Below are 15,005 nucleotides of genomic sequence, written 5' to 3' on the forward strand. Positions count from 1 at the left end.
ATCCTGCTCCATCATGGTATTGAAGGGTATTTTTATTACACTTCAGAAACGTCGATCGCCTTTTTGACATCAAACCACTCTGAGCTATTACAAGCATCGCCATGCCTAAGAATTCTCAAGCTAGGGTACCCAATCCGTTCACTCGCCGTGTCACTACATTTGAACGACACAGTGACAACACCACAGCGAACTGAGAACTGGGTAGCTCTCACACGAAAAGACTACAAGGTCGTTTCATTGCAGATCAATGATTGGCAGGCTGAGTTGTTGGAAGCTTTGAAGTCTCCAACGCCCCTTTATCGAGCGCTGGAAAATGTTAAATCTACAAATATGGCTGAAGTTTTGCTTTGGCTTCCAACTGCGCTGGATTTTGGGTTGGTCTATTACCCAAAATAGACCAATCTCAACTACATAAACAAAGCATAGTTTTGGTCGCCCAGTCTGTATGGAATAATTTGCGACACACCTGTTGCCGCGGTGACAGTTGCTTCTGTTGTCCAACCCATGCAATCGCCGTGTACGCGATTTAAAGTCACCTCACCATTACTCACCATATACGTCATAAAGTAAGGGTCACCCGGCCCAACCATAAATGGATGTACAATATCCAGCTCTTGGTCATCCTTCAGATGTAAATGTGAGCCAACCTCGTTGGTTCCTTCGCTTAGATCATCTGAAAAATGATCGATATTAACATTAGGCTTCCACGTGTTGGTTTTCAGGAAAAAATTCTCTTTGCCCCAAGTGAAAAAGGCAAAACGTGTCCAGCCTTTTGCCCATTGGTGAGCCCAGACATTTTCTACGACAAGCGGAGGGCTTTTCCCACCGGACTTGGCCGTGGCTGATATCGTCCAGGTATTCACGGCGCCATCTGTGTTGTTGTAACCAAATACAAAATTCTGCCCCAGATCGACAGCGCATTTTACTTCGCTCAGGTTCGTCGTATAGGGATAACGTGTATGATAGAAATGCAATGGATCTTCGGATTTCAGATCCTTGGTCAAAGGGAAGAAATACATGTGCCCGTTTTTAGCCTGATAGGCGAGCAGATGAGGCTTGTTCATCATGTAAAACGGTTGAACTGAATCCCAGCCCTTACCCAGCTCAAATGTATTGGGCACTTGCTTGATCCAAGGTTCCGCTTCAAGGAGTTCGAATGTGTCGCAATTTCCGCTACTCTTATGGTATCCGACGAGGATCATGGTGCCGTAATTGTCGTAGGTCGTCAGTGCGTCGTAAGATTGACTGAATGCTGGCTGTCCGACCTCAGACCATTCCATTACGCCAGCTTGTTGGGTTGGTGTCATCGTGTAGAGCGTTGCAGTCATCATTCCCGTCTCCTAGCGTATATCTTCGCTGTAAATTTTGAGGGGAGCCGGATCTGCGCCGGCAATCTGATAGTAAGTGCAATGAGCAGGTTGCCCTGCTCCGTTCAGCTTTAAAATCTCAAACCCTCGATTATACCATTGCTCGACCATCTGCAGATGCGTACCAGGTATAATCGGGACCGGATGCACCTCCTCATAAGGTGTTTCTTTCTGCTGCACCGGAATTGCCGAGTGACCTATGCAACGACCTTTTGCGAGCGTTTTGAGAGGATTATCCGGTTCTGAATTATTGGGAGGCCAGCCGGTGGGTCTGAAGTTATCTTCAAAGATGCAAAGGTTGTGCTCATGCCCCCAGAACCACGCAGCGACCTTATCAAAATATGGCCCAAAAGCTTGCCATAGGGCTGTGTTTACGCCGGGCCGATTGATATCGCCTTCATAGTCTGGAGCCACACCTACGGTAAAGCGACCTGAATAAAGCTGATGATGCCCGAATAGCAACGTACGCCCAGAGAACTGGCTGAGGTGGTGTCGGTGCCAATCTACTTCATCAGACCGCACATACACCATAGGTGGTGGGTTCTGAGGATCATATGCATCACAAGGGTTAACATGGAGCTCCCCCAGAGCCTCATCTAACTTGTCACCAGCCACTTTTAGATAGTGCCCATGATATCCAGTATCCATGCCAAGGATTTGCCAGGCTTCATCCTCTGTGGTCAGACGGAAATAACTGGCTTGCTGCTGCTGACTGGGATGATTTACGAGCCGACCTTCATCAAGGCACCTGAAGTAAGGAAATGCTCCGCAGAAGTATTCATGATTGCCGGGGAGCGTGTAAATGGGTGGACGGTGCTCTGTAGCTGTAAAAGCCGCATTAAGGAGCCCAAGGAAGTAGGTCTCAAACTCCTGTTCTGTACCAGAATAATAAACATCACCTACGTGGAGAATGACATCTGGCTTGAACGAAAGTGCTGACGCTAGAACAGCAGCTGCCACATCCGTTCCTGTTCCGATATCACCGATCAAAGCAATGGTCGCGTCCGATGGAAGTTGCCAGCTCACGCAACCATAATCAAAGCTCCCGCCTCCATACTTGGGATCTCGCCAACTCCGGTAATCCAACTTCCCTCCTGAGTGCCCCGGATAGGACCAGAAGTATTTTACATACTCATCAAACATCTGCTGCCAGGCTGGGTTACCAAAGGTGAAGTTGTCCAGCTGTGTCTGCATCTGCGCTTCAATTTGCTTATTCCCGCTAAAAACCGCATGTGCTTTATGATGTGTCAGATAAGCGAGGTATTCTGCGGCTTCCGGGTCACTTGCATTCCGCGTGGTCGGGATCTCAGGTGCCGTTCCTGCCAAAGCCTTATGTGCATATGCATCTACACCATCCAACATTGGATGAGCGACCGGAACCCCTTGGCGAGGGTCATGATCTGTCATTTTTGAAACAACGCTCGCAGCAGCAGATTTCAACCGAGCCAGATCCGCATTCTCATAATTGACAATGGGTTGCATCATATATCCAAAGTTCGATGAAGCTGAATGTTGAGACTGTTAGGTGCTGTCATGGGTATTCCGGTCCAGTCCTCCCACAACCCATGACCAAGTTCAAAATGCTCGGAAGCTCGGTCCAGCCACATTGTCGTGAAGTCCTTCAGGGGAGCAAAGCAGGTTGAGCTGCCTTTTCCCTTAGGCCAAAGTGTCCACGCGACTAGGTAATTCTCGCCAACGCACAACAGCCCCCCCTCTAGCCCACTCATAGGCTGCAGGTTCTTCGCCCATTTCAGGATGTGTGCTCTAAATATTTCTGGTGAGACGTTCTGGTTGCGCGCACCAATATAGTGCACCACATCGCCGGACATCCAATCAGCGGGCGCATCTACGAAGAAATACGGTGTTTCTACTAGCAGGTCGGTCTCTGGCAGCAACACTGGAAATTCAGCGGCGCTTCGTGATGTGTCATATAGATCACCATGCAAATTCGTGTAGCAGCGCACAGCGACACATTTGAAAGCATCGTGATAAGTTTGTTGCGAGGTCCAGAACATTAAGGCGCTTTGATCTGGCACTGTTGGCGGTTTGCCCTCATTTTGTGGCAAAGACGGTATGTAAGCATGCAAGCCCGCATTGGGCTGTAACAAGGAGCATCCTGGCACAAACACAGAGCCTAGAAACTCTTCAAACTGCTGCTGTGTCTTATCTTTGCTTCGAAACCCTCGCCAGACATGTACAGCATCGGGTGGGACCTTACGAATTTCATTCATTTTCGAAAGCCCTTGTGAACTGCATATTGTATGTATCACCGGGCTTTACGTTCATGCCTGGCCAGTCATCCCAAAGGGCTGCTTGCGGTGGCAATGTTGTCGGAACAGGTTCAAAAACGTGAGACCAATCACAATGTGATTGCAACTGTTCAAGCCCAGGATCAGTGCCGTCACCCAGTTCCCAATAAACGATATAATCTGCTCCGATGCAGACAATGCCACCTTGTATTTTTTCGCGCGCCTGCATTTCGGAAAGAATACTTTGCAGGTTCTGAAACAACTCTGCTGTGTTAGTGCCAGTTGGCAAAGCTCCCACCAGATGCCGTATCTTTCCTTTCATCCAATCCTGCGGTTTATCGATAAGGTAGTAGCACTGGTTCAACACCAGGTTTCCAGCGAACAAGACCGGAAAGTCTGCGCCACTTTCCGGCGTGTAACAACCACCGTGGGTCAAAGTGTAAGTACGTCCGGCCAGAGTTTTGAAACCGTCCCAGTAGGTTTGCTGAGAGTTCCAGAACAAGATTGCAGTTTCATCAGGTACTGTGTCTGGCTTATTGGTCATTCCGCATGGAATTGTCGGAACATATGTGTCCAAGCCATTTTCGATCTGCATCTGCACGGTTGAAGGTATGAACGTTTCGCCAAGTCTTTGAAAAAACTCTTTTTGCGGAAGTGTCGATTGGCGAAATCCTCGCCATATCCGGACTGCATCAGGAGGTATCTGGAAGGACATGGATCACGCTCCTTCCGACAGGATCTGGTCTGTCACCTGATTTAGAAAGCCGATTGGGAGTGGCTTTTCCTCTGGTTTGCCATAGGGGCAACCGAGAGGAAACTTCCAATGTTCATTGACACAGAACTGACATGGGCCTGCTGACCGAGACAGGTAATCTCCTTTATCATCCCACGTCAACTTGCCTTCCCGGTACATATATCTGAGCACATCGGCCATGGTGGCATGAGCATCGTAAAAGCTTTTTTCCAAATCAGGCCACACTTCAGGCCATTGGGATTTTATTGTCTTCAGTATCTGTGGTGCATTTTCTGCAGAGAACTGGAAAGCATCATATCCATCGCCGTTACCGGGAACATATGTAATCTCTGGATTGGTCTCCAGATAATGCACACATTCAGGAGACTTTTCTTTCAGTTCAGCGAACCAATCAGAACTTAGTCGGAACTGTGGCAAAAAATTAGTGTCGTAAGAAAAATGCGGCGTTACAACAATCCGTGTATTGATGGTATAGGGCTTGCCATCAATCTCAGTATAGAACTCAAACATGGTTGGATTGTCATTCTCAGTGGTGAGAGAAAACAGTGTGAACGCGTTGTCATAAGGATCTGTTGGCAACTCAGTTGAGCGCTTTATGTGATCCTTGAAGGCATCCCGGAACATATCCCAGGAACTCTCCCCAACCAGAAATAGAACTGCTGGGTTGGTCATAACCAACTGCTTTAGTGCCCACGCATTTTTAGTCACACAGTTGGAGATGATTGCATCTTCGCTCTCCTCCGTGCCACCTAGGAAAGCGGGTTTCCAATGCGGTGAGGCACAAGCAACCATATCCAACTGACAAACATCTTCACCGATCTTCAGATCAGCACTCTTATGGCCTTTCGCTCGTAAATAGTCCGAGAACTCGTTCAGGCTTGGGACGAACTGCTCGTAATATGTCTGAAGTTCCTGATAAACTTCCAGATTAACACCGGCAGGCATTTGCATCTTGGAGATGACAATGTCGCCCTTTTCGAACTTGTTGTCCGGACTATCATGATTGAAGAGAAGCACATAACGCGGCGTTCCGGTAGGACGCTCTAATGTAAGCGTAATTTCCGCACCGCTTTCATATTCAATGATCACGTCGTAAGGAGAGCCTGCATGGTCTCTCTCAGCAGATTTAATTATGCCATCTTCAGCTGCGATAATCTGATCAGCTGTAACAGTTGTATCTGCTGTCGGCGTAACTGAGCTTCCTGCAATCAGATATTTTTTGACCTCTTCAAAGGCAAAGCGTTCCTGATACACATTGCGATAGCGATAGTAGTAGGCATACTTATCATAGCCATCGGTTCCATCATCGCTGGTAAAATCGGGGTAGGCCCAGGACGTACCAGTAATGCCCGGACTAAACGCTGTCAGGTTCGGGTTGATCCCTAAAGTCATGATGGGAGCCTTTCGGCATCCATCCATGATTTCACCATTTGGAAAGCCGGAGTTTCGCGTGATCCCTTTCACCCAGGGATACATCTCGGGTGTTCCGGATGGATCTGCGATTTTAGGAAAGTCCGACAAAAAATCATAGGTTGGATAAGGACCATAAACCTGATCCTTGGGATTTGGAGGCCAAAAGAATGAACAGGTGCCGCACGGGCGAACATTAAAGACCAGCTCTATTTCCATCGGATTCATTGGCTGGCGCGGACTGGTTTGCCGCGGTGGTGTATAAGAACTGGTCATCACGTGCCCTTTCCAGTGGCTGTTTGCCCCTTCAAATCACTATCAGCTGCAATGGTTCCCCAAGTGAGCAGAGCACCATTCATGGAAGTGTAGAAGCCGTAATGCTCATAGATTTCGCTGGACCAATTCTCCCGCAGCTCTTGCGGAATTAATTTACCTGCAGGCGTTTGTGTTGGAATTACGGTGTCAGACATATTGCGAACAAACACATAATCGACATGATACTCCCCGGCAGCATAGCCAACCACAGCATCATCCATCTCCAGCGCACTGTACTGCACCGTGTCGTCTCCATCCGAGATGAAGTAATAGTCTGTTGTGAGGAGCGGAATCCCCTTCTTGTCGAGACCTTTAGGTGCCCCCAGTTCTTCAAGAGCTGCGTTCATCATATCGGCAACGGTAAACTGTCCTGCCCAGTCTGGATTGCCTTTGTCTGAATCGTAAATTGCCTGACACAGAAGGTATTCAAGATAAGGCTGTGTCACGACAGAACTCAGCTTAAAGAGCAGCTTCTTTTCAATGATTGAGTTCATTGAAAGGTCTGGATACCAGTTGGTGCAGGCAACTGTTTTGTCATTCAATCCGGAACCAGTATTTTCAGACAATTTCAGCTTGATTTTGCCTGTGTTTGTAATCGCGGCATCGCCGAGCTTTTCGCTTATGGTCGCTCCGCCAGCGGTGCCAATTGAATAAAGCCGTTGAGGGGATGCTTCTTTCAGTACAAAATGCACCATTGCAATCAACCCATCTGCAAAAGGAGGATGCGACAGGTGTGCATCTGACTTCCAAAGCAATACCTTCAAATCTGCTCCTGCAGCATTTCGGATAGATACGACCCGATAGAACCCCCAGAGATTGTAAGCTCCCTTCACGTACTCATCATTGGATCTTAGGAACCACCCTTTTCGGAACTCATCTGATGAGACGTAGGCCTCCTTATCAGAAGACACGAACACATGATCTAGTGCGTTCCACTCAGTATCTGTCCAGGTCATCACAACGATGTCGACTTTGGGCAATGGCGCGTTCTTATCTGGATTGCCAATATCCACGTTGGTAGGAGCGCTTTGCTCCACTTTCGACCAGTCAATAACGGGAAGTGGAGGCAAAGCTCCCGGGCTTGTGCAAGCTACACTTTTAGCGTCCGTATAACGGTTTTTCATAGCAAAGCCTCTTTAAGCGTTTCGATTTCTAAAACGGGGACCGTAGAAAACCGGAGCAGACACATCTGTGTAGCGTGCCATGATTTTGGCTTCATCACCGTACAGCTCTGGCAGTCGGGCAATCAGGTTTGCAGGAATCTGAGAGCGCATGATGTTGAAGCAGGAAAGCACGCGTAAATCGGTCATCGCGGTAACAGCCTTGCCAAATGTTGGCCAGGACTTGTCTGCTGGGCCGTTCCACATCAGATCCAGATCAGTCATGATCTCAGTGTATTTGTCATCAAACGCACTGAGGTTGGATTTGACCGATGCTCCCTCTGGATCAAGTTCGAGTAGTTTCTTATAACCATCGCGAGGAACCGCGAGCACATTGGTCACGTTTGGCCAGGGTATTTGGTGACCTTTGAAAAACTCTGTTTCTGTCTCAGGTGTGAGTTTGGGCTCGGGTGTTGGAACGAGAAGTTGTGCACCATAGTAGATCTCAGCAAAACGCGCGTAATGGCTCCCCTCTCCGTCAAAGTTCTGCGTATAAAGATCCTGAGCGTTGCTTCCCTCACCCTGCTCAATGATTTCATCAATACCATCGAGAAACTGCTGAACGGGTGATCGCTTGTCTTCGATAGAAAAGACAGTAAAGCCGATGTTGTCTCCAACTTGATTAGGATAAGTATTGGCTGGAGCTGAAAGCACCTTTTGAGCGGAGGCATTAATTTCATCCGCATTTGCGGTAATTGCTGCTTTTATTTTTGAATAAAATGCACCAATGGAAGGGTACTTCTCGTCTCTGTATTTTGCAGCTAACAGACTGATTGGTGTTTCAAGTCGTAGGAAGTTCTGCAGCTGGTTCTTGCTTAGCTGCGCAAAAACGATTGGCAGATCAGGCTCCACGCCACCTGGCAATCCTTCAGAAGGAGAAAGTGGATCTAACTTCTTAATTGAAGGTTTTTCTCCAAGTGCTGCCAGTATATTACAACCGATGGCCATATGAACCATCTCTTCCATGACCACAGAGCGGATCAGGTTATAGGTTGTATAATTTTGGACCTCTAAGGAAAACATTGCGGCTAGATATAGCGGCAGGGTTGCATGCTCCAAAGCAACGGCTGACTGCAGCGAAGCTTTAATCCATTCCAAGTCTCGATCTTGCGGTGGAACTGAAAGCAGTTGTTGATCCACAAGAGGCCTCCCTCTGATAGCAAAAGTATGCATACGAGAAAAGCCGCACCTTTCCTTCTCGAGGTTGACCAGCAATCCTCAAGTAAAGCAAATTTCCTTAAGCTGGGTGCATTCTCTTCACGTGGCCGGAAATTGTGCTTGCAAAATACGTGACTTCAAAAATATAAATCAATCATGCAATTGGAACGTGACAGTTATCACAGCTTTTATATTTCATTAACTTCAAGCAATTCATCATTCACGACTAAAAAGGCATAATAGATTTTGAAATTACTTTATAATAAGCATAAATATAAGAATATTACTTGTCACTATCAAAAAAAGATTAGTTGAGTTCAGCTGTACTTTATTGCCCCCGATGACATGCAGCATAAAACTCGCATAACTCCCTGCACCACATGTTGCTATCATCTTTAATCGACGCTCATACAGCCAGATTACATACAGTTAATTGCCCCATCTCAAGCACGTATCATCGCAGTTGAGCCTATGATGCCTAGTCAGAATTTCCTCTGACAGGAAGCAATTCCGCGTCATTTCTTTATAATGTATTACCAATCAAACCAGAGTACATTACTCAGATCTTAATTCCCAGACGTTATCTAGATTGAGCCCCTTGGACATGGCCACAGAGGCTTCATTTGTTTGCCGAGGTCTGAAGCTCAGCGCGGGTTGAAAGTTCGCAACATCCCTTATCGCCGTTCTCACTACATTTTCGGTTCATCGAAAATTTATGAAGTCAGCAGAAATCATGACACCATCCAACACAGCCCGAGGGCAAGTGTCAATAAGACTATGAACACGGTTCAATATTGGAAACTGGTTTTGTACGTTCCATGATTGCGGACTGAGTGAAATTTCACAAGTCTGCTACCCGAACCATGAAAGCAAAAGCTCAATGAAAGAGAATAGTCCCATGAAACAACCCTTCCTCACGACTTCGGTACTGGCCTGTCTGACCTTGGGTTCTCTGGTTCAGGCGAGCTTCGCGCAAGAAGCTTCCTCAAACGACTGTTCTGTTGCGGAGTTCACCATGGGCTTGCGTTTCCAGCAGCAATCAGCGGAAGTTCGGGCACTACAGAGACAAGCCTATAACATTGCTACGCAGAAACTTGCAGCTGTAGTCGAAGCGGCAGATGATCCTTCGAAACTGGCTATTGTTTCAGATCTGGATGAGACTGTGATTGATAATAGTGCCCTGTTGGCTCGTGATCTGAAGAACTGCCATACATATGATGTATGGGACACTTGGCTCCCCTGGGAGCGAGATGGTAAGCCGACATTGATCCCTGGAGCAAAGGAATTCTTAAACTACGCAGATGAACTGGGGGTTGCTATTCGCTATATTTCAGACCGCTCGGACAAACAGAAAGATTACACACTGGCCACATTGAATGAGCTGGGTTTACCACAGATCAGCCCCGAGACTGTTCTTCTGCTTGGACCACCCAAAGTGGAGCGACGTGAGATTGTCCGGAAGGATCACCAGATTGTTCTGATGCTGGGAGATACATTGCATGACTTCGACGGTGGTTTCCGCAAAACTCCTCTGGATCACCAGAAATCTCTTGTCGATGAGAGTGCCGCTAAATGGGGTACAGAGTGGATCGTTTTCCCTAACACCGCGTACGGCACGTGGTCCGAATCTCCTTTGACCACATGGAGCGATGAGACCATCATTGAAAAATGGTGACTAGATCCATTTATCTTTTTCAAATCGTTAGATTTTCCGGTGATTGATTGGTCTTAATGCCCAACTAAAATGCGAACAAGTGGTGTCAGCGACCCATGTCTTTGTTGGTTTACGAAAACATTCGAAGGTCTATGAGGTGAGCATGGCACCACTTGTACAGCCTTGCGCAGAAAGACAAGCTGGGAAGTTCGTTTACGGTGCAGGATTTTCTTTTACCGAAAAGGAGGATTGAAACACCACATGCGTTGTTCCCGGATTAGAAGCGCTTATTAAAGCTATCTGTCCGTCGTCGAGTGAAGTTAGACAGAATTAGCTTCTGAGTAGCGGGGTGTTTGGCCCGGTTTGCGTTTTGATTTTAAGCGGCTTGCGCGTGGTAGCATAAGCGACGGTTTTGAAGAGTTTTCCGTATAATGATCTGCCTGTGCTCCAGGACCTGCTTATGGCGTCCCCAATAGGTACCAGCCGGGGTTACGTTCCCAAGGCTCTCGTAATAGCAGCGGTGATTATAGTAATCGACGAAGTTTGCGATTTGCGCCTCCAGATCCTCTGACATGTAGTAGTTTTCGAGCAAGATACGGTTCTTCATGGTCTGATGCCATCGCTCGATCTTACCTTGCATTTGCGGATGGTATGGCGCTCCCCGAACATGCTTCATACGCTTCTCCTCCAACCATTCAGCCATGTCGGTAGAGACGTAGGAGCTCCCGTTATCGGACAGTAGGCGTGGACGATGGAGTATCTTGGGCTGCTCGCAGCCAGAGACATCGAGTGCCAGTTGAAGGGTACCGGCTACATCCTTGGCTTTCATAGTGGAACACAGCTTCCAGGCAATGATGTAACGGGAGTAATCGTCGAGAACAGTTGAGAGATAGAACCAACCCCAACCAATAATCTTGAAATAGGTGAAGTCGGTTTGCCACTGCTGATTTGGAGCCGTGGTTTTGTCCCTGAACTCATCAGCGACCTTGATGACCACATAGGCCGGTGAGGTAATAAGATCCTGCGCTTTCAATAACCGATAGACGTAAGCCTCTGAAACAAAATAGCCTTTTTTGTCTGTGAAGCGGACCGCGAGCCCTCGTGGTGACAAATCTGGCTCGTCTAGCGCCATCTCGATAATCTGCGCTCTGATCTCATCGGAAATACGGTTCCAGACCTTGGCGGGACGTGAAACTTTGTCCTCCAACGCTTCAACGCCGCCTTCCAGATAGCGATCATACCAAACATAGACGTTGAGCGTGGAATACCCAGCAGCTCCAACGTGCGCCTGATTGGCTGATGTGATCCTTCAACCAGCCGGATAATCTCCAACTTCTCGTGGGCGGGATATCTCATTCGCTGTCCCCCCCATCCTCGAGCATGCTTTTTTAAGAAGCCGTAGCTCCAGAGCTTGTTCGGCGACCACCTCCTTGAGATCGCGTGCTTCTTTGCGCAGCACCATGACCTCACCAGTGCTGGCCTGACGGGCCGTATCACCAGCAAGTCGCTTCTTACCAGCTTCCAGAAACTCCTTCGATCAACTGTAGTAAAGCCCCTGTGAGATGCCCTCTTGTCGGCACAACTCGGCAATCCTGTCCTCACCGCGCAGTCCAGCCAGAACGATACGAATCTTGTCTTCAGTGGAATAGCGCTTTCGGATCTTGCGCCGGATGTCTTTAACCCCCTTCTCAGCTGCAGCGCTGGCGGTCCTTGTGTATTGCCCCATTGTTCACTCCTAATCTAGTGAGCATGGGCCAAAACACTCCCTTACTCAAATCGATCGATCTGTCCATAAGGCGTCGCCGACAAACATCCTACCCCTTCCGAAATGACGGTTTCTGAGATTAAGACTGCAATTTGCGGTTTTGCAGACTCGGCTAAACGTGCTCAGGAAGCCGGTGCAGACGGGGTCGAGATTCACAGTGCCAACGGCTATCTTTTGGATCAGTTCCTAACCGATTACGCAAACCAGCGTGGTGACCCAATACGGCCAAGGCATATTTGAACGCGCACGACTGACATGCGAGGTTCTAGAAGCTGTTCGTGATGCTGCCGGGGGCGACTTTACGGTTGGCGTACGTCTATCACAGTGCAAGGTCAACGACTTCGAGCACAAATGGGCAGGACAAAGAGACGAGGCTAAGGTTATCTTCGAGGCGGTTGAAACGAGTGGTGCTGATTACGTGCACACTACAGAATTTGCTGCTCAGGCCTCGGCATTTCAACATGGAGCTTCTTTAGCTGCACATGCAAAAAATCTTACCGGTTTACCTGTCATAGCGAATGGCGGCCTGGGTGATCCTGCAATCGCACAAAAAATGATCCTGCAAGATGAGTGTGATTTTGTGGCGATTGGTAAAGACGCGCTTGTTACGCAGAATTGGCCTGTGAAAGTGCAAAAGAACGAAGCGCGGCATCCGTTTGATTTTGAAATGTTCACGCCTCTGGCTGATCTAGAGACAGCGAATGCTTACTTTTCTGCCCGTGCCGAGATCTAGTTTAGTATGATTTTTGGTATCTCTGTAACAGGAGGTACCGAACGCTCTTTAATCCAGGATTACGAAATGAAACATCTCATACTAAAATGATCTACCTAGATTTTCTGCTTTGCTTATCGCTAACTCCAATATCTAGTAACAAGAACTCTGCCAGTTCTCAATTGCTCCTCAAGGAGCTGTATGAACAGGATTACTCACGCAAGTGCTGTAAAATTCTGAAAATGAAATTTTTTCAAGATTATCAGTCAACCGCAAGCGGGTAAAAATGATATTGGCATACAACCTTAGATTGGCAATGGTTAACAGCAAGCGCACGAAATAGCGATAAAGTAATTTGTCGTATTATTGATTAAATATTTTAGCATTACGCTTGGTAACTTAAAAATTATCATCTTTAATAGCGTTGACTTTAAACCTCATTTAAAAAAGAATTCTAGCACTGCATGCAGTGTGCTTAGGTTAGATCTACACAAGGCATTGAAGAACCAAAAGAATTCTGATGTGCTTGCTCTGGAGGGGACGGCACTTCACCTGAACTTGGGGCTGTCGAAATGTTTGATTACTATGAGGAATCTCTTGCCGAATGTATCGATAAGCGCACTCGTTCTTCGCGAGCCACAACTAGTGCCATCGCCAGCCGGTTTCTGGGAGGAACTGACAGCCCAGAAAACTTATGGGAACCTCTTAGAGACAGCATTTACGCAGCCAGTATTGCTCTTACTCGCAGATTGAAGCCTACGCTTTTACTCAGTCCGGGTTCATCAAATTCGGGCAGTCTGATTAGCTCTTATCAGGCTCATTTTGAGGCATTCACTGCTGCAAGATCTAGGGCAACCTCTAAGCAAAGAATGCCTCAGGCCGCAGCTTTCATAGCCTCTTAGCCAATCAATTCCTTCAGTCATCCTTCAATGCCGTTGAATGCATTCGTGCATGCGATGTCAGGCTTTAATTGGCCGCACCATAAAACCAAGCAGCATTAAACACCCAAACTTTGTATTACGGGAGAGACAAAGATGCCAAATTCAAACCAGCCCAACGATCAGTGGTGGGTTAATGACCAAACGCCGGATAATCCGTTTGGTAAAAGTGAAGATTACGAAGCTTACATCGATTACGTCAGTGCATTGCCTCGCAGCCTGACACCTGAGATTGCAGCGCAGCCGCTGGTGATCAATGTCAGCGGATTGAATGATTACCCGGAATACAAAGCAGCAGCTATTGGCGCTTTGGAGGTGTGGTCTGCTGTTACTCCTCTCCAGTTTGAAATTGTAGATGATGTGCCATTCGACTCTGAAACACAGTGGATGGAGGTCGTTAGTCCTGCGATAGGTGAGCAAAGCGACGGTAGCGCTTTCTCAAGCAACCGCTATGTCAGTATCGGTCAGAAGTTCCACGATACAGAGCCAAACAAAACAGACATCGGCGGTTATGTTTTTGACAGCTTCATCCATGAGTTCGGTCATGAATTTGGCCTGAATCACCCGGGTCTTTATAACTACAGCGGCCCTGGAGGCGTTCAGATCAACTATCTGAACAATGCGACCTGGATTTATGATCGTCAGCAATACAGTGTGATGTCCTATTTTGATGGCATTGACGTTGGAGAAACAACGCGTTGGTCAGCTTCCACGCCATTGATGGCAGATATTGAAGCTACAATCCGTCGCTTTTTCTCCGAGGTCGACGAGGATGGTGCACGGACTTACCAGAAGATCGATCTCAACACAGGTGACAACACGTACGGCTTCAACAGCACAGAGTATGGCTATGAGCTAACATCCTCTGGCATGCAGCACGATATCGGATTTACTATCCACGATACCGGTGGTGTTGATACCATTGACTTCTCCGGATCAACGGCAGGCACGATCCTTGACCTGCGTGCTGGTCAGTTCTCCAGCGTCAATGGGCACAGCAACAATGTGTCTATCTTTGCTGGCCACAATGCAGACCAGACCGAATACTACATCGAGAATGGCATCGGTAGTGAATACGATGACATCTTGATCGGTAACGATGGCGACAACGTTCTGGACGGTCGTGGCGGTGCTGACAAAATGGCTGGTGGCAAAGGAGACGATGTTTACTTCGTCGATTCCGCTGATGATATCGTACGCGAGGAAGCCGACGGCGGAAACGATACGATCATTGTGCTGAACAGCGACCTGGACCTGGGTGAAATCGAGAACGTCGAAAACATCATCTACGTGGGTGGCACTCCGAACCAACCAGTCGATACCGGTAACGACGACACCTCAAGCGATTCCGGTGATTCTCTGACCAGCCTCATCTTTGGTGATGAAGACAACAACACCCTTGAAGGTGGAGCTGGTGGCGACACGATCTTTGGTCTGGATGGTGATGACCTCATCATTGGTGGTCGTGACTCATTGGCGAGCCGTGATATCAACAACACCATTGCATTCGAAGATCTTGAAGA

Annotated in this window: 11 protein-coding genes and 1 pseudogene; 4 read left to right on the plus strand and 8 right to left on the minus strand. The window is 47.8% G+C overall.

The features are described 5' to 3' along the window. A partial coding sequence (locus PPL9_RS33650) for a hypothetical protein (RefSeq protein WP_208989594.1) occupies window positions 1-396 on the plus strand: 396 nt, incomplete at its 5' end. Between the two features lie 11 nt (window positions 397-407). Here the strand turns inward: PPL9_RS33650 and PPL9_RS24220 are convergent. From PPL9_RS24220 to PPL9_RS24245, 7 genes are read right to left on the minus strand one after another with little or no spacing between them, the layout of a single operon-like run. Continuing rightward, window positions 408-1,331: a hypothetical protein gene (locus PPL9_RS24220; protein ID WP_057465126.1), complete on the minus strand. Its 924-nt coding sequence runs from the start codon at window positions 1,329-1,331 to the stop codon at window positions 408-410. Between the two features lie 9 nt (window positions 1,332-1,340). Further along, window positions 1,341-2,849, minus strand: coding sequence for a metallophosphoesterase (locus PPL9_RS24225; RefSeq protein ID WP_161831449.1), 1,509 nt, complete (start codon window positions 2,847-2,849; stop codon window positions 1,341-1,343). Next, window positions 2,849-3,598: a hypothetical protein gene (locus tag PPL9_RS24230; protein ID WP_057465128.1), complete on the minus strand. Its 750-nt coding sequence runs from the start codon at window positions 3,596-3,598 to the stop codon at window positions 2,849-2,851. Before PPL9_RS24230 ends, PPL9_RS24225 begins: the two co-directional genes overlap by 1 nt. Continuing rightward, window positions 3,591-4,331, minus strand: coding sequence for a hypothetical protein (locus PPL9_RS24235; protein ID WP_082597092.1), 741 nt, complete (start codon window positions 4,329-4,331; stop codon window positions 3,591-3,593). The genes PPL9_RS24230 and PPL9_RS24235 overlap by 8 nt, the downstream gene beginning before the upstream one ends. A 3-nt stretch (window positions 4,332-4,334) precedes the next feature. Next, window positions 4,335-6,056: a hypothetical protein gene (locus PPL9_RS31605; protein WP_082597093.1), complete on the minus strand. Its 1,722-nt coding sequence runs from the start codon at window positions 6,054-6,056 to the stop codon at window positions 4,335-4,337. After that, complete coding sequence (locus tag PPL9_RS31610) at window positions 6,056-7,219, minus strand: hypothetical protein (RefSeq protein WP_082597095.1); 1,164 nt, start codon at window positions 7,217-7,219, stop codon at window positions 6,056-6,058. Before PPL9_RS31610 ends, PPL9_RS31605 begins: the two co-directional genes overlap by 1 nt. 12 nt (window positions 7,220-7,231) lie before the next feature. Then, a complete protein-coding gene (locus tag PPL9_RS24245; protein ID WP_200962368.1) occupies window positions 7,232-8,395 on the minus strand; it encodes a ferritin-like protein in 1,164 nt (387 codons plus the stop codon). A 916-nt stretch (window positions 8,396-9,311) separates the two neighbouring features. Between PPL9_RS24245 and PPL9_RS24250 the strand changes: the two genes are divergently transcribed. Beyond that, window positions 9,312-10,088: an HAD family acid phosphatase gene (locus PPL9_RS24250; RefSeq protein ID WP_152986820.1), complete on the plus strand. Its 777-nt coding sequence runs from the start codon at window positions 9,312-9,314 to the stop codon at window positions 10,086-10,088. A gap of 355 nt (window positions 10,089-10,443) precedes the next feature. Here PPL9_RS24250 and PPL9_RS24255 read toward each other — a convergent pair. Further along, window positions 10,444-11,793: pseudogene (locus PPL9_RS24255) on the minus strand (IS3 family transposase). A 250-nt stretch (window positions 11,794-12,043) separates the two neighbouring features. Between PPL9_RS24255 and PPL9_RS24265 the strand changes: the two are divergent. Next, window positions 12,044-12,565, plus strand: coding sequence for a hypothetical protein (locus tag PPL9_RS24265; RefSeq protein ID WP_057465131.1), 522 nt, complete (start codon window positions 12,044-12,046; stop codon window positions 12,563-12,565). Between the two features lie 1,013 nt (window positions 12,566-13,578). After that, a partial coding sequence (locus PPL9_RS33655) for a M10 family metallopeptidase C-terminal domain-containing protein (RefSeq protein ID WP_208989595.1) occupies window positions 13,579-15,005 on the plus strand: 1,427 nt, incomplete at its 3' end.

Origin of the sequence: Pseudovibrio sp. POLY-S9 (assembly GCF_001431305.1) — a bacterium.
GTDB lineage: Bacteria > Pseudomonadota > Alphaproteobacteria > Rhizobiales > Stappiaceae > Pseudovibrio.